Raw genomic sequence first — 19,865 nt, forward strand, 5'->3', positions numbered from 1 at the left:
CCTGAATCTTAGCTTCAGGAACTTAAAAAACAAAAATATGTTTGTGTGTATGTATTAAATAGAAAGGGAGTTCATTCAAATTTATGAAAATGACTTTTTATTGGGCTGTAAATTGAGCTATAAAATCATCCTCATTATCCCAGGGTAAAATGTCTCCGTCCTCCCGAAGATAATTTAAAATTTTCCATACTCCTTTTTTTGTATAAGAACTTATGCGAAAAATTGTTTTACATCCAGCAAGTTTTAACCATTCCTCTGCTCGATCTGGATTAGCATTAGGTCGGTCTATTTGCGTTACTATACCTATAACTTCACGGTTTACAAGAGGTCTAATATTAGGGGGATATATGGAATAAGGTTCTATAGCACTAAGCAATAGACCTACTACATCTGCTTCATAAGAATATATAGCAAGAGCACTTGCTAACGATCTATTTTCTGCATATTCCCCTGGGGTGTCAATAATTACATCAAAATTATTAATATATTGGGTTTTGTGGTAAGAGATTTCTTGCCCTCTTAAAGTTTGGGTTAAAGTAGTTTTTCCGCATTCGCTCCTGCCAAACAAAATTAATTTTTTCATGTATGATCACCTACGTTCTTGTCATTTCACATGTTGTAAAGCCAAGAAATTCTTTACAATAGTCAATAATTGATTTTACAGCAGACTCAACTTCAGAAATTCCGCCTGTTATAATTAAGGTACCACTAAATCTGTCTACAAATCCTAAATCTAGGTTGCCAGTTTTAGTAGCTATATCTGCCGCAATAATTGCAGTTTCACTAGGAGTCATAGTCATGATTCCAATAGCGGCTTTTCCATAATCAATATTAGGATTTAGGCCCAATTTTTTATATATAATATTGTCAGGACCAGCAATTATATGTGCAAGGGTAATTTGTTTACCTGGAACAGTTTCTTGTATAATTCTCATTTTACCTTCATGCTCTATCATATTTTGTAAATCCATGTAATAACCTCCTTTTCGACGTATTTTGCTACTAAATTCGACCTATTTTGCTATAACATTTTAATAATAAAGCATTGATGTACAATTGTCAACCAGGCATTTTTAGGCTATACATGGCATATGCATTACAGTGGGAGAAAATATATTTCTAATTAATAGTTAAGAATGAAGAATTAATAGTTAATGTGGATTTTTTCCCGTTACACTACAAAAAATCTTTGATTAAGCTTTTTACTACTCGTTTTGCTTCGCAATGTTTTTAAACTGTGAAAGTTGAGTGTTTAATAAATTCACAGAAATATAAAAACTTAAAGCACGTTCAAAAAACGATCAATAGTCAAAAAATGAACACTATTTTTTGACTATTTTGATCTAAAAATGAACACACTTATAATAAGTGACATAAAAAAACTACCTAATTTGGATACTTTGGGCAGTGGCATACATATTGCTTACAATAAATAATAACATTAAATATTTCACCATTATTAAAGCATCTGTAATTCTCAGTATGAATATGATTGAAATTGGGAATTGCAGATGTAGTTACAAGGGGATGTAAACGTATTTTGCTATTAAAAATTTTTTTAGATAGAAGGTAAAAAAATGTTTGAAGACATATATAAACAATTAGTAAATGAAGTAGACAAGGGACATCAATGTGTAATATTAACTTATATTGATTTACTTAGTACAGAAGAAGGTTCTATTATAAAAAAAGTTATTCTAACTAAAGAAAGTATAGAAAAAAAGTCTTTCCCAGTTGATGATAATATTTATGAAAAAATATGCAATTCTTTAGAAAGCGGCAAACTTGAAATGGTTGAGATAGGAGAAAATAAGAATGTTTTAATTGAACCATTTGTTCCTAAACCACGTTTAGTTGTTTTTGGTGGTGGACACATAGCAAAGCCAGTAACAGAATTTGCATCAAGAGTGGGATTTTCTGTTACAGTTATAGATGATAGGCCTTTCTTTGCAAATAAACCAAGATTTCCTGAAGCAGAAAAAGTCATTTGTGAAAGCTTTGAGAAATCCTTCGATTTAATTAATTTGGAAAAGTCTGATTATATAGTTATTGTAACAAGAGGTCATAGATATGATGGAGTTGTTTTACGTAAAGTCTTAAAGTATGATCTTAGTTACGTTGGAATGATAGGCTCAAGGCGTAGGGTAACTGCTATGAAAAAGGAGCTATCGGAAGAGGGATTCTCCAAAGAAAAGTTAGAATTAGTTAATGCTCCAATCGGCATAGATATAAACGCTATTACTCCAGATGAAATAGCTATTTCTATAATAGCACAGCTTATAAACTTTAAGAATAAAGAAACTATGAGCAAATTTGGTAAAAATTTTGCTATTCCGGAGTTTGATAAAGAAGTACTAAAAAATGTATCTGAAAAATCACCAAAACCTAAAGCATGTATAACTATACTCTCATCTAAGGGATCAGTTCCTAGAAAAGCAGGAGCCAAAATGATCACTTATCCTGATGGTATGAGTGTCGGAACTATAGGTGGAGGATGCAGTGAATCCTCTGTGCTGCAAAAGGCAAGAGAAATGATGAGGAAAACTACAGGAGAAAGGAGTTTTTTCATAGAGCATGTGGATATGACAGGAGATGTTGCTGAATCTGAAGGAATGGTTTGTGGGGGAACTATGGAGGTATTAATAGAGGTAATTTAGAGAGGAGTTGAATTACAATGAAAAAGATTAAAACTAAAGAAGCTGTAGGTCATGTACTTTGTCATGATATTACACAAATTATTAAAGGAGTAAAAAAAGGTGTTGCATTTAAAAAAGGACATATTGTTACTGAAGAAGATATTCCTGTTTTATTATCAATAGGAAAAGAGAACCTCTATATATGGGAAAAACGAGAAGGAATGCTTCACGAAAATGAAGCAGCAAAAATTCTTTATAATATTTGTAAAAATGATTATATGTGTCCTTCTGAGATTAAGGAAGGAAAAATTGAGTTAATTGCTGAAAAAGATGGTGTACTTAAAGTTGACATTGAAAGGCTTTGTAAAGTCAATTCACTTGGCGAAATGATGATTGCTACCCGTCACAATAATTTTCCTGTGAAAAAAGGTGATAAATTAGCGGGTACACGTATTATTCCTCTTGTAATTGAACAAGAGAAAATGGATAAGGCTGTTGAAGTTGCAGGAGATAAGCCACTTATAAAAATTATGCCATTTAAACATAAAAAAGTAGGTATTGTAACTACAGGCAGTGAGGTTTTTTACGGAAGAATAAAGGATACCTTTGGTCCGGTTATTAGAGAAAAACTTGCGGAATATGATACAGAAGTTTTAGGACAAAAGATTTTAAATGATAACCCAAATGAAATTACTCAAGCTATCAAGGACTTTATTAATGAGGGAGCAGAATTAATAATATGCACAGGTGGAATGAGTGTTGACCCTGATGATACAACACCAAGTGCAATAAAAAATACAGGTGCAAAAATTGTTTCTTATGGTGCTCCTGTGCTTCCTGGTGCAATGTTTTTGCTATCATATTACAAAAATACAATTCCAATTTTAGGATTACCAGGCTGTGTAATGTATGCAAAACGTACCATTTTTGACCTAGTTCTTCCAAGAGCTATGGCAGATGATAAGATAACTCTAGAAGATCTTGCAAGCCTAGGACATGGTGGCTTATGCCTTTCATGTGATGTTTGTTCATTCCCTAATTGTGGATTTGGAAAGTAGATGTCATAGACAGTAAATTAAATTACTCAACTTTCGCAGTTTAAAAACTTTGCGAAGCAAAGCTTTTAAAAATAACAAAGTTCAAATAACAAAGAACAAATAAAGATGATTTCTCTCGTACCTCAGGAAATCTATAATTTTAATATTTTCTGACGTTAGGAAGAAAATTATCCTTATTTGATATTTGAACTTTGAACTTTGTTATTTAAAAAAATTTCGTATGTGCGAAAGTTGAGTTAAATTATTATATTATGTAGAAATCTTTTAAAGAGAATATATAATTTATATATATTATTTAGTATAATAAAAATATATAGTATATATTTTATATGGATTTAAAGTAGGCGATAATAAGTTGGCCCTTTTCCATAAGGAGGGTAGTGCTGTGAAACAATATCAATTAAAATATGAGAATTTTGAAAAAATGCAGCATTTTATTTACGGTAATAATATCAATAATAGTGATAATATTTTGATTCAGATTTTTACAGCAGTAATAGAAATGAAATTTATTAGGGACCTCACAGATAAAATAACATCCATGTTGCCTAGAGCAGAAATTATAGGTGCAACAACTGCTGGAGAAATATATGAAGGAAACGTGCTTAGTAAAACTACAATAATATCGTTTTCTATTTTTGAAAAAGTAAAAATTAAGGCAAAGCTTTTAAGTGATAAGAATGAGTATAAGCTAGGAGTAAATATTGTTAAAGAATTAAGTGAAGATGATACAAAAGCTATTATATTATTTTCTGATGGATTGATTACAAATGGGCATGAGATTATTAAAGGTATAGAATCAGCAAATAATAAGATTATTGTTTGTGGTGGCAAAGCTGGCGACAATGGATATTTAAAGAAAACCTTTGTATTTACAAAGGAAGGCATTACAGAAAATGGTGTGGCTGCAGCTTCTCTTACTGGAAAAGGTTTAAATATTATAACAGAACGAAGTTTTTCATGGTCACCTATTGGAAAAGTAATGACTGTTACTAAAGCGTTAGATAATAGAGTTTTTACAATAGATAATATTAAGGCAATTGATATTTACAAAAAATATCTTGGAGATGAAGTGGCTAAAGATTTGCCTATGTCTGCAACTGAATTTCCATTAATGATTAAGAGAAGTGGTACCTATTTAGCAAGAGTGGCTTTTGGGTGTTATGATGATGGATCTTTGAGTTTTCTTGGAGATGTTAAAGTTAACGATAAGGTCCAGTTTGGTTATGGAAATGTAAATATGATAACATCTCAAGCTTTAGAAATGGCGAATAGATTAAAAAATAAGAATATTGAAGCAATTTTTATTTATTCCTGTTCAGTGAGAAGAAATTTTATGCAAAATAAAATTGGCATTGAAACATCTGCTGTAAATAGTATTGCCCCAACTTTTGGATTTTTTACTTATGGTGAATTTTTTACTTTTAACCGTTCAAATGAACTTTTAAATACAACAATGACAATACTGGGAATATCTGAAGGCAACCAAACTTTTTATAAAAATGCACCGATGCCTAATAATGAAAATGAAAACTCTTCAAAAAGCTTTTTTGAGGGAAAAGATGTCGGCGTAATTGAAGTGTTTACTAATCTTGTAAATCAAGTTACAAAGGAATTACAGGAGGCTAATAATGTGTTAGAAAAACAAAAATGTAAAGTAGAGCAGATGAATAATGCTACAAAAGCTATTATGGAAATAAATAGTCATATGTTGTCTTCCTGTGAAATTGATAGCTTATTTGAAATGATACTTTGTAAGGCATTAGACGTAATTCCAAGTGGTACTATGGGAAGCATTTTATTTATGAAAAATGATAAATTAGTTTATAAGGCAACTAAAGGATATTTCCCTGATAAAGTAAAAGAAATAGGATATAAATTGAAGGATTTGTATCAATATAAAATTCGCAATATGAATATTAAAGAATTATGTAATCCTATAGTTATAAGTAACCTAGAAAAAGGTTTGTTTAATGAAAAAGATAAATATAACTCATGGAAAAAGTTATTTGTTAAATGTCCTTATGAGCTCTTAACTTGTGGCATATGTATTGATGGATGTGTTAAGGGATTTATTGATATATTTAATACAGATGAGAAAGAAAGTTTCAATGAGGATGATAAAAAACTGCTGAAGTATTTGTCCTATGATATTGCCATAGCTTTTAAAAATGCTCAATTGCTGGAAAATATTCTATATATGTCTAGATACGATAGCTTAACTAAAGTGTATAACAGGAGCTATTTTAATAAATTGTTGGATGAAATTTTGAATAAAGCAAGAATTTCAGGCAGTATTTTTATTATATGCATAATAGACCTAAATAACCTTAAAGTTATTAATGATACCTATGGGCACATTGTAGGTGATGACATTCTAGCGAAGTTTTCAAATATGTTCAAAAAAGAAATTTCCGAAGAGGACATTTTTGCCAGGGTTGGTGGAGATGAGTTTGCCGTAGTATTTGTAAATAAGGATAAGAATAGTGTTATTGATATTATAAGTAGGGCTTCTCAGACACTTAAAGATTGTCCTTTTAATTTAAATGGGGACAAAAAAAAGATTAGTTTTGCTTATGGGCTTTCTCAGTTTAAAGATGATTCAGATGATGTTAATGAACTTTTAAAAATAGCTGACAAAAGAATGTATGAAAAAAAGAGAATGATGAAAGATAGAAGAAAAATATGATGTATAATTTAAGTTATACATCATATTTTTAGGTATTATTTTTTATTTATTGGAAAATACACTTCTGTTACAAATTCATTGTGACTGCATTTAGAATCAGGGCCTTTGATGTATTCATCATGAGGAGGTCCAGCTATTTTATAGGAATTTTTATTTATCCAGTCAAGGAGTTCAGCATAAGCTTCACCGATTTCACTATAAGGACCTATAAAAGTTGTGTGTACATATAAGCCGCCTTTTAAAACTTTAGTTGATACAGTATCTGTTTTTAGCTGTCTGTTTACTGGAATGCAAACTTCTATATCTGCATTATTGTGATCAAAGTCATTGTCAGAATTTTGATCAAAATCCTGGTCGTAGTAAATAGTTCTTATATTTCCGAAGGGTGAAAGACCATTTCTATAAATATTTTCAAAAACTTTACCTATTAAGTTGCCTATATTGTCCATTGAAATTGTGTCTCTTATGCTTAAAACTGTTGTATCTTTTAAAGTATCAATTAAAACATGGAAATTTCTTTTAGAATTCATTATATCCTCGCCTTTCTGCAATTGATCCATTGAATGTTTAAGATGAAGTAAAATATCGTTGCTTTGTTGTATTTCAGTTTCGAATAAACTTATTTGCTTTGATAAGAATTTTTCTAAAGTGCTGTTACTTTTATCCTTAATAATTTGTTTTATTTCATCTAATGAAAATTTATATTTTTTAAGCCTATTTATTTTCAGAATGTCTTGTACTTGATGCTTTTCATAATATCTATACTGATTTTCTGGATTAACAAAAGTTGGTTTGATCAATCCAATTTTGTCATAATATCTGAGCATTTTGGTTGAAACATTTCCAATTTTCGAAAATTGTCCTATAGTGTACATAAAAACCTCCTAATATTTATTTCCTTCGAAGTGATTAATTATATTTTAAACTTTACCATAATGTCAAAGTCAATAGAGATAGAGTCAAAAATTGAATTATGGGATTTGCTGGGTAAACTATGCTATAATTTTTAGTAGAATAAAAAATTTAATTTATTGCTGGAGGTTTATTCTATGAAAAAAGTTTATTTTAAGGCTATTGATTCATACTCCAAAACAGAAGAGATAAGTGATGCTGCTGGCAAACTCTTAAGAAAAGTAGTGGAAGAGGAGCATATAAGTCTTGAAAAATTCATACCTCTCAAGGTTCATTTTGGAGAAAAGGGTAATAATACTTTTATACAATCAAAAAATTTTGTTGGTATAATAAATTATTTAAAGGAAAATAACATAGATAGTGCATTTATAGAGACGAATGTTCTCTATAGAGGTGAAAGAACTACAAGAGAAAAGCATTTGAAACTAGCAAAAGATCATGGGTTTACGGAACTCCCTATAATAATAGCCGATGGTGAACATGGAGAAGATTTTGAGGAGATTGAAATCAGTAAAAAAAATTTTAACAAATGTAAGGTAGGAAAACAAATTGCAAACAAAAAACAGCTTATTGTCCTAAGTCACTTTAAAGGTCATATACTTGCTGGTTTTGGAGGTGCCATAAAACAACTTGGAATGGGATGTGCATCAAGAGGAGGAAAGCTTGCCCAGCATGCAAATTCTACACCTAAAATTAACTTTTTTAAGTGTAAAGGCTGCAGAGCTTGTGCAAAAAAGTGCCCTCAAAATGCCATAACTGTAAATAGAAAGGCAAAGATCAATAAAGACAAGTGTATTGGATGTGCCTCTTGTATGGCAATATGTCCACAGGGAGCTATTTACCACAGCTGGATTGGATCTATGACCAAATCTTTTAATGAAAGACTTGCAGAATATGCTTATGCTGCAGCAAAGGAAAAAAATAATATTTATATAACCTTTGCTTTTAATATAACTAAAAATTGTGACTGTGAAGGACACAATATGAAATCAATAGCAAATGATATTGGAGTTTTTGCTTCAACGGATCCTGTAGCTATTGATAAAGCATGCCTTGATGTTCTTGATAAAAATAATGATAGAATTGTATTTAAAAGGGGCAGGTATACTCTTGATTATGCAGAAAAAATAGGCTTGGGTAGTAAAAAATATGAACTTGTTGAAATAAATTAACAGATATCCATAACTATTAATTCTTAATTTAACTTTCGCAGTTTAAAAACTTTGCGAAGCAATTTTTTAAAGAACAAGGTTCAAAGTTCAAATATCAAATAAGGATAATTTTCTTCCTAACGTCAGGAAATATTAAAATTATAGATTTCCTGAGGTACGATGGAAATCATCTTTATCTGTTCTTTGTTATTTGAACTTTGTTATTTTCAAAAGCTTTGCGTCGTAATTTTCTTATATTAGGTCAAAATTTTATATGTGCTAAAGTTAAGCCCTTAATTTTTAATTATATATTTGGCATTCATAAAACCATTAAAAGGCTAAATAGGTGTAATAGAATAAATGGCGTTTTTTTAGTTAAAATATATGTATGCTGAAATATAATTGAGAGGTGTAAATAATTATGGATGAGAAATTATTACAAAGGTTTAAAGATAAATTGAAATCACAAAAAGATGCAGCTTATGATTTATTAGAGCAGATGGAAAAGAATGAAACGATAAAATCCAATGCAGAACTATCTACAGAACTGTCTTTTTATGACAATCACCCAGCAGATAATGCCAGCAGCATATTTGACAAGGAAAGAGGGCTAGCTTTTCAGAAAAATGAAGAATTTATTATAGAAAAGGTAGATGATGCCTTAAAGAAAATTGAAGAGGGTACTTATGGAATATGTGAAATGTGTGGTAAGGAAATAGATCTAAATAGATTAGAATTTCTTCCATATGCACAGCGCTGTATTCATTGTCAACAAAGTATAGACAATTCAAAACCTGATGAAATGAACAACAGACCTCCAGAAGAAGATGTCCTCAAGGACACCTGGAATAGAGGATACCATGGAGACGACGATCAGGTTGAATTTGATATGGAAGACAGTTACCAATCAGTTAACAAATTTAATAGAAGAAAAAATATAGTTGAAGAATATGTGGATGAGGATGAAACATATGTTGATCCTATAGAGAGAATAAGTAACCAAGAGTATAAGAATCAATTACCTTAAAAAATCAATAGTTTAAACTTTGGACATTCTGCAAGTGTTATTGCAGGAGTACTTTATGATAATATAAATAACAGAGCACCATTTTATTATGCAGCTATCATGGCACTTGTTGCAGTTGTGCTTATGATAATTTTTTATCCGATGGCTACCAGCCGTAAAATCCCCCCATCTTCTTATAAAGTGGGGGGATAACGGCTGCTACGCCCCTGGATAACGATTTCTAAGTTTCAGATGGAGAAAAAACTCCACTTGAAATCAAGAACTCTGTTTATAGAAAAGTTAAACAGCATTAACTTGTAATAAAAAGGTAAGAAATCTATGTAGTTTTAGGATTCCTTGCCTTTTTGTTTCAAGTATTATTTTATAGTATTGATTTTGATAGTTTGTTTTAATTCTTTCTCTTTGGTCAGCGGCTCTGTGGGATAGCCTAATGCAATACCAGAAACGGGTACGAAGCCTTCCGGTAAATTAAGTTCTTTTAATAATTCTTTCTCTTTCGAAAATGAAGCCAAAAATCCCCATAAATACACACTACCTAAACCAATATCAGTAGCAGCAAGAGCCATATTTTCGATAACACAAGCAGCATTAGCTATTTCAATGTGAGGTGCTTTATCATTTGCTTTACCAGAAACAACAATTAAAGTAGGAGCACCATAAAAAGGTTTCATATTTGGGCTGCCAAATGCGTTTGCCGTTGCTTTTGTAATTTTATCTAGTAAAGTAGAATTTTGAATTACTGTTAAATGAACTGAATCATAAGCACCCATTCCTACAGGTGCAGCACAACCTGCATTAAGTACAATATTTAAAGAATCATCACTAATTTGCTCGCTTTTATAATTACGAGTAGATTTACGCACTGCTATTGCTTTCATCATTTCCATAGTTAAAATCTCCTTTATATGATATTTACTTAAGGTAATAAAACCTAACAATATATTATTATAATAACATTTTATCAAATTATTTGCATAAAAATAAAAAGATTGCAATCAAGTTACGTAAAGTAAAACTTGTGCAATCTTTTTTACTATTTAATATAGGTTAAATACTTTGAGGAAGACCATCCTTCAATTCCATTTATACGGATCTTATACCAGCTACCATCTGAAGTTTGACCAATTTTCTGTGCATATTGTCCTTGGGAGAGCACCCCAACTATTTGTGATGTAGACGATGAATTTGCTCTTATATTTAACTGGTATACACCGCTAATAGTTACGTATTGATTTGCTGGTACTGAACCAAGGGTGTTTCCCCAGATCCATCCTGTCTGTCCGTTGTAGGTAACTTGATACCATCCATTTGAGTAATTGATTAAGTTTAAAATAGTACCTTTTGGAACAGTGGTTAAAATAGCATAACTTGTTGAGGGGTTTGTTCTCAAATTTGCATAACTTGTCACATTAGAAACCTGAGCGTACCCTCCAACTTTGAATTTAGGAGTTGATGTTGTATCTTCAACTATATTTATATAACGTGCAGGTATATATCCTTGGTTAATTGTGTTCATGCTTATAAAATATCTTTTAGCACCTTGTATTCCACCGTAAGTTTGATCAGGTGTTGATTCATAGGTAAAAGCACCTTGTACTCCATTTAAAGTTCCCCATTTATCAAAAATAACTACGTGATCACCTGGCTTGTCTAGGATATCCATGTGTTGTAGACTGTTTAAATCAATTTTTTTAAAATAGTTGTTTAATAAGGTGCTTGTTGATTGTTTATAGTCTGAAATATTAAAAGAAGCTTGTACAAAACCAGAGCAATCTATTCCTGCGGTCCCAGGTATATATCCTAGACCTGCATCTGTATTTACGTTTCCTGTAAAGGCGCCTTTGTTAACTGCATCGAGAAAGTTTGTCCACGGAGCGTTGTAAGAATTGGTATTAATTCCGTCAATACCGCCCCAAGAATAAGGTATACCTTTAAAAGTAGCTGTTGTTACACCTTTAAACTGATTTGGGAGTGTAACGCTTGATGCATATTGAGAAGATATATTACTATTTTTATTTGCAGAGTATGTCCAAGTTAAATCCATTAAGCTTGCGGCCCTTTGCTCAACTTGAGTTCTTGATATTGGAGTTTGTGAAGCTGCATTTACTTTGTAAAAAGGTACACTCATCACTGAGGTAAATGCAATCAATGGAAGCAAAATTTTAGCTAAGCTTTTTTTCATTTTTTCCATCCTTTCAAGAATATTTTGAAAACGTTCAATATTAGAACCTAATTAAATTATAATAATACAATCATATGTTATCAATCATCAAAAGTTGGAATGATCTAACGCCAAAATGTATTTAAGGGGTAATATACCAAACTCCAGACACTATACCCGTTGTTTTTTTAATTTATATTTGTTATAATACAAATATAACAAATATAAGAATTATAACAAATATAGTATATAAAAGAGGGGGAGCATTATGCTAAATAGAAATACTAAATTAAGTGTTGTGATAGCTTTAGCAACTTGTACTTTTTTATCTTATCCTGCTTATGCAGACGACAACTTTAGTGTACAAAGGTTATATGGCAGTGACAGATATGAGACCTGCAGCAATATAGCTAATTATTTTCAGCAAGGACAATTGGACAGTGTAATAGTTGCAAGTGGAGAACAATTTGCAGATGCACTTTCAGCTGGATGTCTACAGAAATTAGGAAATTATCCTATAATGCTTGTAGGTAAAAATATAAAAAGTAGTGATAAAACATTAGGTTATATTGAAAATCATTTAAAAAAAGAAGGAACTATATATATTTTAGGAGGGGAAGCTTCTGTAAATAGTGAATTTGAACGGTATTTTAAAGAAAAAGGGTTTAATAAAATAATAAGATTAGGTGGAAAAGACAGATATGAAACCAATGTAAAAATAGTAAGCAAAGTAGATTTAAAGGAAGGAACTCCAGTAATTGTAGCAAATGGTGACAACTTTCCTGATGCTTTAAGTATAGCAAGCATAGCTTCCTATAAAGGATATCCTGTTTTTATAACTCCTTCTGAAAACCTGCCCAATGAGATAGAAGAAAAAATTAGGGAAATAAAACCTTCTAATATATATGTTATAGGAGGAATCAGTTCTGTAAGCAGCAATATAGAGAGTAAATTGAAAGAAGTATCACAAAATGTAGTGAGAATAGAAGGTAAAGATAGATATGAAACTTCTATAAATATATGCAAATATTTCAATAAAGATTTGAAAAACTTAGTAGTTGCAAGCGGGGAAAACTTTCCAGATGCACTTTCTGGTATTGCTCTTTCAGCTAAATTTAAGGCGCCTATAGTAATAACTGATGAAAGTAATGTAGAGGAGCTTAAATCTTATATACAGGATCAAAAGGTGAATGAGATTGTAATACTTGGAGGAGAAAATATGATTTCTAAAAATTTAGAGGATATTTTGAATCCCCTAAACTTGAAATCTAAAGCTCAGGATTTTATGACATGTTTACTAAATAAAAAAATAGATGAGGCTGTGAAAGGATTAAGCACTGATTTAAAATCAGAATATGGAGAAAGCATAATGAAAAGTTGTTTTTCTAGTATGAGCTTTAAAGGAATGGATACAAAACCTCTAGATATAAAGCAGGAAAAGTTGCCTCTTGGTAATATGGTTACGTTAACCTATAAAGTAGAAGGACTTCCTACAAATGTAGATATAAAAATAAAATATGACAATGATGAAAAGGTATATGATTTCACATCTGAAGCTACCCCGGGGGAAAGCAATTACAAACTTCCAACTTATGTAAATACAGATAATTTTACTGAAGAAAATGTGGCTATAGGAGATGAAAAGTATAAACTCCCAGGAGTATTGAGCATACCTAAAGGAAAGGGACCATTCCCGGCAGTAGTGCTTGTCCATGGAAGTGGCGCTAATGATATGGACGAGACCTATGGGGACACAAAGGTATTTAAGGATATATCTGCAGGACTTGCTTCAAAGGGAATTGCAGTGCTTCGCTATAATAAGAGGTCAAATGAATATCCATCCTTAACTGCAATAGATACAAAACTTGATTTAAATAAGGAAACAGTAAATGATGCAGTAGATGCAGTGAAATTATTAAAGAAAACTGAAGGAATTGATTCCAGCAAGGTCTTTGTTTTAGGACACAGTCAGGGGGCAATGCTTACGCCAACCATATTAAAAGATTGCGGCAATAGCGGTGCAGCTGGTGGAATAATGATGGCAGGACCGGTAGATTTTTTAGACACACTTTTAGAGCAAAGTAAATATTTAAATTCAATAGGATATATGGATGAAGATAATCTAAAGTATATACAAAATTTATATGACTTAGTAAAAAACAATAAAGATTTTCCTGAAAATATATCTGAAAATACTATGATTTTTCATGCATATCCCTATTATTGGTTGAGTGTTAAGAATTCAACTCAAGTACAGGATGCAGTAGATATAAAAGATCCACTGCTTATTCTTCAAGGTAAAAGAGATTATCAAGTGGCTGCTTCTAATTTAGAAAAGTGGAAAAGTATATTAAAAGATAAACAAAATATAGAATATAATTCTTATGATAAGTTAAATCACTTTTTTATAGAAGGAGAAGGCAAGATGACTCCTGAGGAGTATGGAAAGGGTAATATACCAAAGTATATTATAGATGATATAGTAAGCTGGATTAGCAAATATTCTAAATAGAGATTTTTAACGGGCCACCCATTTTAAGGGTGGTCATAAATTAGAATTAAAGATATGACTCAGTAAAATGGTTTAATTTTTAAATTTGGGAACTAACTGCTTCATTGTCTAGGCTGTCAATGTATTCACGAAGTATTTTTTTTAGATTTAATACATCTTTCATCTCGTAGTATCCGGATTTTTTATAAATGTAGTTTACGGCATTAAGGGCTCCTAGTGAAAAAGCTTTTTTTGAAAAAGATTCATGACTTATTTCTATTTTGTCATGTTCACCAATTATAAGAACGGAATGTTTTCCTACTATACCTCCGGCACGTACAGAATTTATTGGAATAGGTTTATTTTTCACTCCAGATATTTGAAGACCATGCTCTATTTCATCGTATAATTTTAATGCAGTTCCTGATGGGGAGTCTTTTTTGTTTTTATAGTGCATTTCTACGATTTGAAAGTCATAATTATTTAATATAGTAGCTGCAATATTGCTTAGTAACATTAGAACGTTTACTCCTAAAGTGATATTTGGGGCATAAACTATGCCGTTTTTAAACTTATAGGGTATGTTTTTAAGTTTCTCAATATGTTCTTTGGAAAAACCTGTTGTACCTATTACTACATTTACTTTCATTTTTGATAGTATGATTGCATTTTTTATGGCAGCTTGAGGATTTGAGAAGTCTACCACAACGTCCGGTTTCGTTTTAAAAATAGTAGCTTGGAGTTCATTAGAAGTAGTTATTTTTACATCTGTTTTAGAATTGCCAAGTAACTCTCCTAAATTCATTCCCTTTTTTTCACTGTTAGGACTGCAGATTGCAGCTACTATTTTCATGTTATTTTGTTGTAAAACACCTTCTGCGATATATTTTCCTGTTTTACCTAAACCTATTAGACCTACTTTGATCAAATAAATTACCTCCTTTTTGACGCTTACAAGAAAAGTTTCAAGTATTGACGTCATTTTTGTTATTTATCCTATTTTAAATTTAGTAACAACTTAATTCTATCACACAAGTTGTCACTTGTCATTAATAGTTAATATGTGTTTATAATTTATACATAACTTGAATTAGTTCTATTTTAGTGAAGATCAAGGGTTCATATGAAATTTTAATTACTAATTCCAACAAATTGTTAAATTATTATTTACATAGTATAAATAATAATTTATACTTAATGTTGATTTATCCAATCGCTACCATTTCTAACCCCCCATCTTCTATCAAAGTGGGGGGATAAGCAATGCTACGCGCTTGGATAACGATTTCTAAGTTTCAGATGGAGAAAAAACTCCATCTGAAACCAAGAACTCTGTTTATAAGGATTTTATTGGAAGGAGGCTTTACTTCAAGTTACAAATAATTTGAAGTAAAATTTAAAATGTCATCGCAAAATGTTACAAAACCTGTATACCAGAAGATAGCAATTGATATAGCTAATAGAATATTAGACGGTGATTTTTCCATAGGGGATAAACTTCATGGAAGATCATCTCTTTCAAGTCATTATAATGTTTCTCCTGAAACTGTAAGAAGAGCCATTATGCTTTTAAATGAAGTGGATATTGTAGAAGTGATAAAGGGCAGTGGAATTATTGTTAAGTCCGTGGATAATTGTTTGAAATTTATAAATAAATTTAAGGACATAGGTTCCATGAATAAATCTAAAAATCAAATTTTTGACTTATTAAATGAGAGAAATGAAATTGAAAAAAAAATTGGAGAAAGAATTAATGAACTCCTAGATTACTCAAATAGGTTTGTAAACATTAATCCATTCATGCCTTTTGAATTTAAAATATATAAGGGACTCAGCATTATAGGAAAGACAATAGGAGAAAGTAGGTTTTGGCAAAATACAAATGCTACTATAATAGGTATACGTAGAGAAGGAAATTTAATACTTTCTCCAGGACCTTATGCTGTATTTAAAGAAGGAGATATTTTTTTAGCAATAGGTGAAGAAGATGTGTACCATAAAATCAAAAAATTTCTTTATGGAAATAATAATTAATAGTATTACAAAAATTTAGTCTTTAAGGCTTTTGGAAAAGAAAAAAGAAAGTTTAAATCAGTTAAAGATAGATAAATTAATTAAAATAGTAGAATGGAAAAGTCAGATAAGGTAATCTGACTTTTTTAAATAAAGAAAGTTAATTTTTGTATATATACACAAAAAAATAATAGGTTAAAGCTATTTTTATCCCTGTTTGATTATTTCGCGTTCACGGAGCCATCAATACGCAATTGAGAGCCACCTATTCGCATAATGATTCCACTCTGTTTTTTATAAGGTCATTCGTGGAATGATTCCACTTATTCATAAATCTTCTGTACAATAAATATGGAGCTAAAAGCTACCTAATTTTACAGAAGGGAGGCCTTTTTATGGCCAATAAAATCAAAGTGAAGCTCATCCTAGAGCTTCGAGCAGCACGTATGTCACGTAACACAATTGCAGCTACCAGGCATATGTCTAAAAACTCTGTTAGTGATGTGTTTCACATCGCTGATTCTCTCGGCATTACCTTCGATACTGTCAAAGACATGGATGAGGAAATCGTATATCGGATTTTCTATCCGGATAAGCATGTCATCGAAAATATGTATAGGAATCCTGATTATGAGTATGTTCACAAAGAATTGAAGAAAGTTGGTGTTACATTAAAACTGCTTTGGCAGGAATACTGTGATAAATGTAATAGCTCCAACGAAATCTCTATGGGCTACACTAAATTCTGCGAGGGATACAGTGATTATACGATTGCAAACAAACTGACTAATCATCTGGATCACAAGCCAGGTGTCATCACAGAAGTAGACTGGTCAGGACCAGGGATGTCTTATGTTGATGCTACAACAGGTGAAGTGATTACCGTATATCTGTTTGTTGCTACACTTCCATATAGCCAGTATTCATATGTAGAGCCCTGTCTTGATATGAAGCAGGACACATGGCTTAGATGTCATATTCACATGTATGAATTCTTTGGTGGTGTCACCATCCGTACTGTTTGCGATAATCTCAAAACTGGTGTTATATCCCATCCTAAAGAAGGCGATATCATACTTAACGACAATTATGAGGCACTTGGTTCTCATTACATGACAGCAATCATGCCAACCGGAGTCAGAAAACCTAAACAGAAAGCATCAGTAGAAGGTACTGTTGGAAAGGTAGCAACTGCCATCATTGCTAAACTTCGTAATAAGCTCTATTACTCATTTCATGAATTAAAGATGGGTGTCTCAAATGCCCTTACGGACTTTAATAACAAAAAGTTCCAAAAACGTGAGGGAAGCCGAAAGGCAGTTTTTGAAGAAGAAAAGAGTTATCTTCATAATCTTCCAATCATCCCATATGAAATCGCTGAATGGATTTATGGCAGAAAAGTAAATCTTGACTGTCACGTGGTCTATAACAAGAATCGATATTCCTGCCCTTATCAATATGTTGGTAAAACAGCAGACCTAAAAGTTACCGATTCTAACTTGGAAATATATATATCAAGGGAACGTGTTGCTACCCATACAAAGTTTCCTGATTATGTAATCAATCGTTATTCAACACACGCTGAAGACATGCCTGATCAGTTCCAACAACCTGAATGGGATAATACACGAATCAGACGACGGGCTTATTCTATCGGAAGCAGTACCGGTGAGGTTATTGATAGGATATTTGCTGGAGTAAAAATAAAAGAACAGGGATACAACCCATCCCTGTCCGTTTTACGCTTGAGCAAAACCTATTCAGAAGCCCGTCTGGAAACTGCCTGCGAGTTGGCACTAACTAGAGTCAAAACGCCCCGCTATCATCATGTTAAATCTATTCTTGCTACTAATCAAGACCAGATTTATCTAGAAAATAAAAATGCATCCGTAAAACCCAAGAAAAATACAGGTGGATATGTACGTGGTGCAGAGTATTACGGAGGTAGCAGTAATGATTAACGATGAAACAAAACGAAAACTGCGTGAACTGAATCTTAGTGAACTCATTACTGCATTGGAAATACAGCAGCGAGACATCAACTGTGTCACTCTGCAATTTGATGAACGCATACAAAGGCTGATGGATTATCTTTACCAGGAGAAATATAACAGTAAGATTCAGCGACTTATGAAGCTTTCAAAGTTCAGGCTTCCCAAAGCCGAAGTAAATGATATCTATTATTCAGAACGTGGTATTGAAAAGCAGGTGATTCAAGAATTGTCCACATGCCAGTTCATTGGAAACAATTCAAATGTCATTTTTCAAGGCTTTACCGGTTCTGGCAAAACATATCTTGCATGTGCACTTGGAAGGCAAGCCTGCAAATATCAGATCAAAACTAGGTATATAAGACTTCCAGACTTATTAGTAGAGCATGATGAGGCTTCTCTAGTCACTAAGGGCTCAGCAAAACTACTTAAGAAGTATAGCTGTTATGGATTGCTAATTTTGGATGAATGGCTACTTGAAGATATCTCTGAAGAAGAACAGCATTTCATCTTCGAACTGATTGAACGCAGACACGATTCAACATCTACTATCTTCTGCACGCAATACCGTCAGGAAGACTGGCATTCAAGACTTGGTGGTGGTGTTCATGCTGATGCCATCATGGACAGAATAGTACATAATGCAATCTGGGTTGAAACAGGATCCCTGAACATGCGTGAGTACTGTGCTAAACACAAGCTATAATTTCAAGTGGATTCATTCCGTGAATTGCTGGATTCAAGACGGATTATTACTGGTACGGAGCTATGCTCCGTACTGGATTCTTTTCCGCGAAATAATCACTGTTGACACATATATCATTTAATGATATATTATTAAATGATATATGTGAGGTAAAAATGGATATAAATAATTCTTTACAAATGGGTGAACTAATGCTTACTGTTTAAATGAATAAATTGATTTTTATGTTTACGTTGTATATAATGTATATATACAATATAAACATGCTTTAGCAAGTAGAATGTAGGGGAGAATTATTTAAAAATAGGAGGGAAAGTTAAATGTCAGAGGAAAATAAAGATGGAATTTTAAAAAATATTACTGGTGCTATAATTTCACCAAGAAAAACAATGGAAAGGGTCAATAAAAATCCTAAAGTATGGAGATACTTAATACCTGTAACACTAGTTCAGTTAATTGTTGCTATAATAGAATTACCAAAGCTTACAAGCTATACTATTTTACAAGCTCAGGAAATGCCAAACTTTTCTCAAGCTGCAATTCCAATTATGAAAACTGGAATTACAATTTCCACGATAATTGGGGCATTGCTTACGCCAGCACTAGTAACATTAATAAGTACTGTATTGATTAAAGTTATAGCTTCTATTTTAAAAGAAACTGGAAACTTTAAAAATTTATATTGTGTAAATATTTTAGCTTATGTTCCAGTTTTAATAGCTGGAATTTTAACTGGAATAATAATGCTTTTTACAGAACCACAAAATATAAAAAATATTTCAACTAGCCTCACATTAGTTTTAAGTTCATCAACAGATATGAAAAGTACAATTTATAAGTTATTTTCATGTATAAACTTTTTCTATATATGGAGTATAGTTTTATCAGCAATTGGTACTTCTGTTGTATGTAAAATGAATATGAAAAAATCAGCAGCTATAGTTGCTATAATTTATATCCTTTCAGTAGTTGTTATAGTTTTAGTTTAAAAACATTATTGAAATTGAATAGTACTTTGTGCAGCTACATA

General features: G+C 31.7%; 16 protein-coding genes. 10 read left to right on the forward strand and 6 right to left on the reverse strand.

What is annotated here, in order from left to right:
* Positions 1-97 precede the first annotated feature (97 nt).
* Together B5S50_RS19875 and B5S50_RS19880 are read right to left on the reverse strand one after the other, a co-directional pair.
* A complete protein-coding gene (locus B5S50_RS19875) occupies positions 98-583 on the reverse strand; it encodes a EutP/PduV family microcompartment system protein (protein ID WP_065076534.1) in 486 nt (161 codons plus the stop codon).
* Positions 584-593: 10 nt separating this feature from the next.
* Positions 594-971: a BMC domain-containing protein gene (locus B5S50_RS19880; RefSeq protein ID WP_013238448.1), complete on the reverse strand. Its 378-nt coding sequence runs from the start codon at positions 969-971 to the stop codon at positions 594-596.
* A 606-nt stretch (positions 972-1,577) separates the two neighbouring features.
* Between B5S50_RS19880 and B5S50_RS19885 the strand changes: the two genes are divergently transcribed.
* From B5S50_RS19885 to B5S50_RS19895, 3 genes are all read left to right on the forward strand, one after another.
* Positions 1,578-2,657, forward strand: coding sequence for an XdhC/CoxI family protein (locus tag B5S50_RS19885; RefSeq protein WP_217302663.1), 1,080 nt, complete (start codon positions 1,578-1,580; stop codon positions 2,655-2,657).
* 17 nt (positions 2,658-2,674) lie between these two features.
* Positions 2,675-3,694 carry a molybdopterin-binding protein gene (locus tag B5S50_RS19890; protein ID WP_217302664.1) on the forward strand — a complete coding sequence of 340 codons (1,020 nt, stop codon included), beginning with the start codon at positions 2,675-2,677 and terminating at the stop codon, positions 3,692-3,694.
* Positions 3,695-4,079: 385 nt separating this feature from the next.
* Positions 4,080-6,383 carry an FIST N-terminal domain-containing protein gene (locus B5S50_RS19895; protein ID WP_065076531.1) on the forward strand — a complete coding sequence of 768 codons (2,304 nt, stop codon included), beginning with the start codon at positions 4,080-4,082 and terminating at the stop codon, positions 6,381-6,383.
* A 35-nt stretch (positions 6,384-6,418) separates the two neighbouring features.
* Here B5S50_RS19895 and B5S50_RS19900 read toward each other — a convergent pair whose 3' ends face one another.
* Positions 6,419-7,258, reverse strand: coding sequence for a MerR family transcriptional regulator (locus tag B5S50_RS19900; protein WP_065076530.1), 840 nt, complete (start codon positions 7,256-7,258; stop codon positions 6,419-6,421).
* A gap of 174 nt (positions 7,259-7,432) precedes the next feature.
* Between B5S50_RS19900 and B5S50_RS19905 the strand changes: the two genes are divergently transcribed.
* Complete coding sequence (locus tag B5S50_RS19905) at positions 7,433-8,467, forward strand: DUF362 domain-containing protein (RefSeq protein WP_217302665.1); 1,035 nt, start codon at positions 7,433-7,435, stop codon at positions 8,465-8,467.
* 400 nt (positions 8,468-8,867) lie between these two features.
* A complete protein-coding gene (locus B5S50_RS19910) occupies positions 8,868-9,473 on the forward strand; it encodes a TraR/DksA C4-type zinc finger protein (protein WP_065076528.1) in 606 nt (201 codons plus the stop codon).
* Positions 9,474-9,829: 356 nt separating this feature from the next.
* On the opposite strand, the gene B5S50_RS19915 is transcribed toward B5S50_RS19910, so the two are convergent.
* Complete coding sequence (locus tag B5S50_RS19915; protein ID WP_065076527.1) at positions 9,830-10,360, reverse strand: nitroreductase family protein; 531 nt, start codon at positions 10,358-10,360, stop codon at positions 9,830-9,832.
* Positions 10,361-10,506: 146 nt separating this feature from the next.
* Positions 10,507-11,655: an SH3 domain-containing protein gene (locus B5S50_RS19920; RefSeq protein WP_065076526.1), complete on the reverse strand. Its 1,149-nt coding sequence runs from the start codon at positions 11,653-11,655 to the stop codon at positions 10,507-10,509.
* A gap of 247 nt (positions 11,656-11,902) precedes the next feature.
* Here B5S50_RS19920 and B5S50_RS19925 point away from each other — a divergent pair, with 247 nt between their 5' ends.
* On the forward strand, positions 11,903-14,146 hold the full coding sequence (locus tag B5S50_RS19925) for a cell wall-binding repeat-containing protein (RefSeq protein WP_217302666.1): 2,244 nt from the start codon (positions 11,903-11,905) through the stop codon (positions 14,144-14,146).
* Between the two features lie 79 nt (positions 14,147-14,225).
* Here B5S50_RS19925 and dapB read toward each other — a convergent pair whose 3' ends face one another.
* On the reverse strand, positions 14,226-15,053 hold the full coding sequence (dapB, locus tag B5S50_RS19930) for a 4-hydroxy-tetrahydrodipicolinate reductase (RefSeq protein ID WP_254306636.1): 828 nt from the start codon (positions 15,051-15,053) through the stop codon (positions 14,226-14,228).
* Between the two features lie 473 nt (positions 15,054-15,526).
* On the opposite strand from dapB, the gene B5S50_RS19935 reads away from it, so the two are divergent.
* From B5S50_RS19935 to B5S50_RS19950, 4 genes are all read left to right on the forward strand, one after another.
* On the forward strand, positions 15,527-16,159 hold the full coding sequence (locus B5S50_RS19935) for a TrkA C-terminal domain-containing protein (RefSeq protein WP_065076523.1): 633 nt from the start codon (positions 15,527-15,529) through the stop codon (positions 16,157-16,159).
* Between the two features lie 374 nt (positions 16,160-16,533).
* Positions 16,534-18,099 (forward strand): IS21 family transposase, encoded by a 1,566-nt coding sequence (gene istA, locus B5S50_RS19940; protein ID WP_217302289.1) that lies wholly within the window; start codon positions 16,534-16,536, stop codon positions 18,097-18,099.
* Positions 18,092-18,835 (forward strand): ATP-binding protein, encoded by a 744-nt coding sequence (locus B5S50_RS19945; RefSeq protein WP_217301826.1) that lies wholly within the window; start codon positions 18,092-18,094, stop codon positions 18,833-18,835. The genes istA and B5S50_RS19945 overlap by 8 nt, the downstream gene beginning before the upstream one ends.
* Before the next feature lie 320 nt (positions 18,836-19,155).
* A complete protein-coding gene (locus tag B5S50_RS19950; protein ID WP_065076522.1) occupies positions 19,156-19,824 on the forward strand; it encodes a Yip1 family protein in 669 nt (222 codons plus the stop codon).
* The last annotated feature ends 41 nt before the right edge of the window (positions 19,825-19,865 follow it).

The sequence above is a fragment of the Clostridium sp. 001 genome (assembly GCF_019056555.1).
GTDB classification, from domain to species: domain Bacteria; phylum Bacillota; class Clostridia; order Clostridiales; family Clostridiaceae; genus Clostridium_B; species Clostridium_B ragsdalei.

Coding starts and splice junctions, on each gene's coding strand:
- B5S50_RS19875 (WP_065076534.1), bottom strand. CDS start 583: ATGAAAAAATTAATTTTGTTTGGCAGGAGCGAATGCGGAAAAACTACT.
- B5S50_RS19880 (WP_013238448.1), bottom strand. CDS start 971: ATGGATTTACAAAATATGATAGAGCATGAAGGTAAAATGAGAATTATA.
- B5S50_RS19885 (WP_217302663.1), top strand. CDS start 1,578: ATGTTTGAAGACATATATAAACAATTAGTAAATGAAGTAGACAAGGGA.
- B5S50_RS19890 (WP_217302664.1), top strand. CDS start 2,675: ATGAAAAAGATTAAAACTAAAGAAGCTGTAGGTCATGTACTTTGTCAT.
- B5S50_RS19900 (WP_065076530.1), bottom strand. CDS start 7,258: ATGTACACTATAGGACAATTTTCGAAAATTGGAAATGTTTCAACCAAA.
- B5S50_RS19905 (WP_217302665.1), top strand. CDS start 7,433: ATGAAAAAAGTTTATTTTAAGGCTATTGATTCATACTCCAAAACAGAA.
- B5S50_RS19910 (WP_065076528.1), top strand. CDS start 8,868: ATGGATGAGAAATTATTACAAAGGTTTAAAGATAAATTGAAATCACAA.
- B5S50_RS19915 (WP_065076527.1), bottom strand. CDS start 10,360: ATGGAAATGATGAAAGCAATAGCAGTGCGTAAATCTACTCGTAATTAT.
- B5S50_RS19920 (WP_065076526.1), bottom strand. CDS start 11,655: ATGAAAAAAAGCTTAGCTAAAATTTTGCTTCCATTGATTGCATTTACC.
- B5S50_RS19925 (WP_217302666.1), top strand. CDS start 11,903: ATGCTAAATAGAAATACTAAATTAAGTGTTGTGATAGCTTTAGCAACT.
- B5S50_RS19935 (WP_065076523.1), top strand. CDS start 15,527: ATGTCATCGCAAAATGTTACAAAACCTGTATACCAGAAGATAGCAATT.
- istA (WP_217302289.1), top strand. CDS start 16,534: ATGGCCAATAAAATCAAAGTGAAGCTCATCCTAGAGCTTCGAGCAGCA.
- B5S50_RS19945 (WP_217301826.1), top strand. CDS start 18,092: ATGATTAACGATGAAACAAAACGAAAACTGCGTGAACTGAATCTTAGT.
- B5S50_RS19950 (WP_065076522.1), top strand. CDS start 19,156: ATGTCAGAGGAAAATAAAGATGGAATTTTAAAAAATATTACTGGTGCT.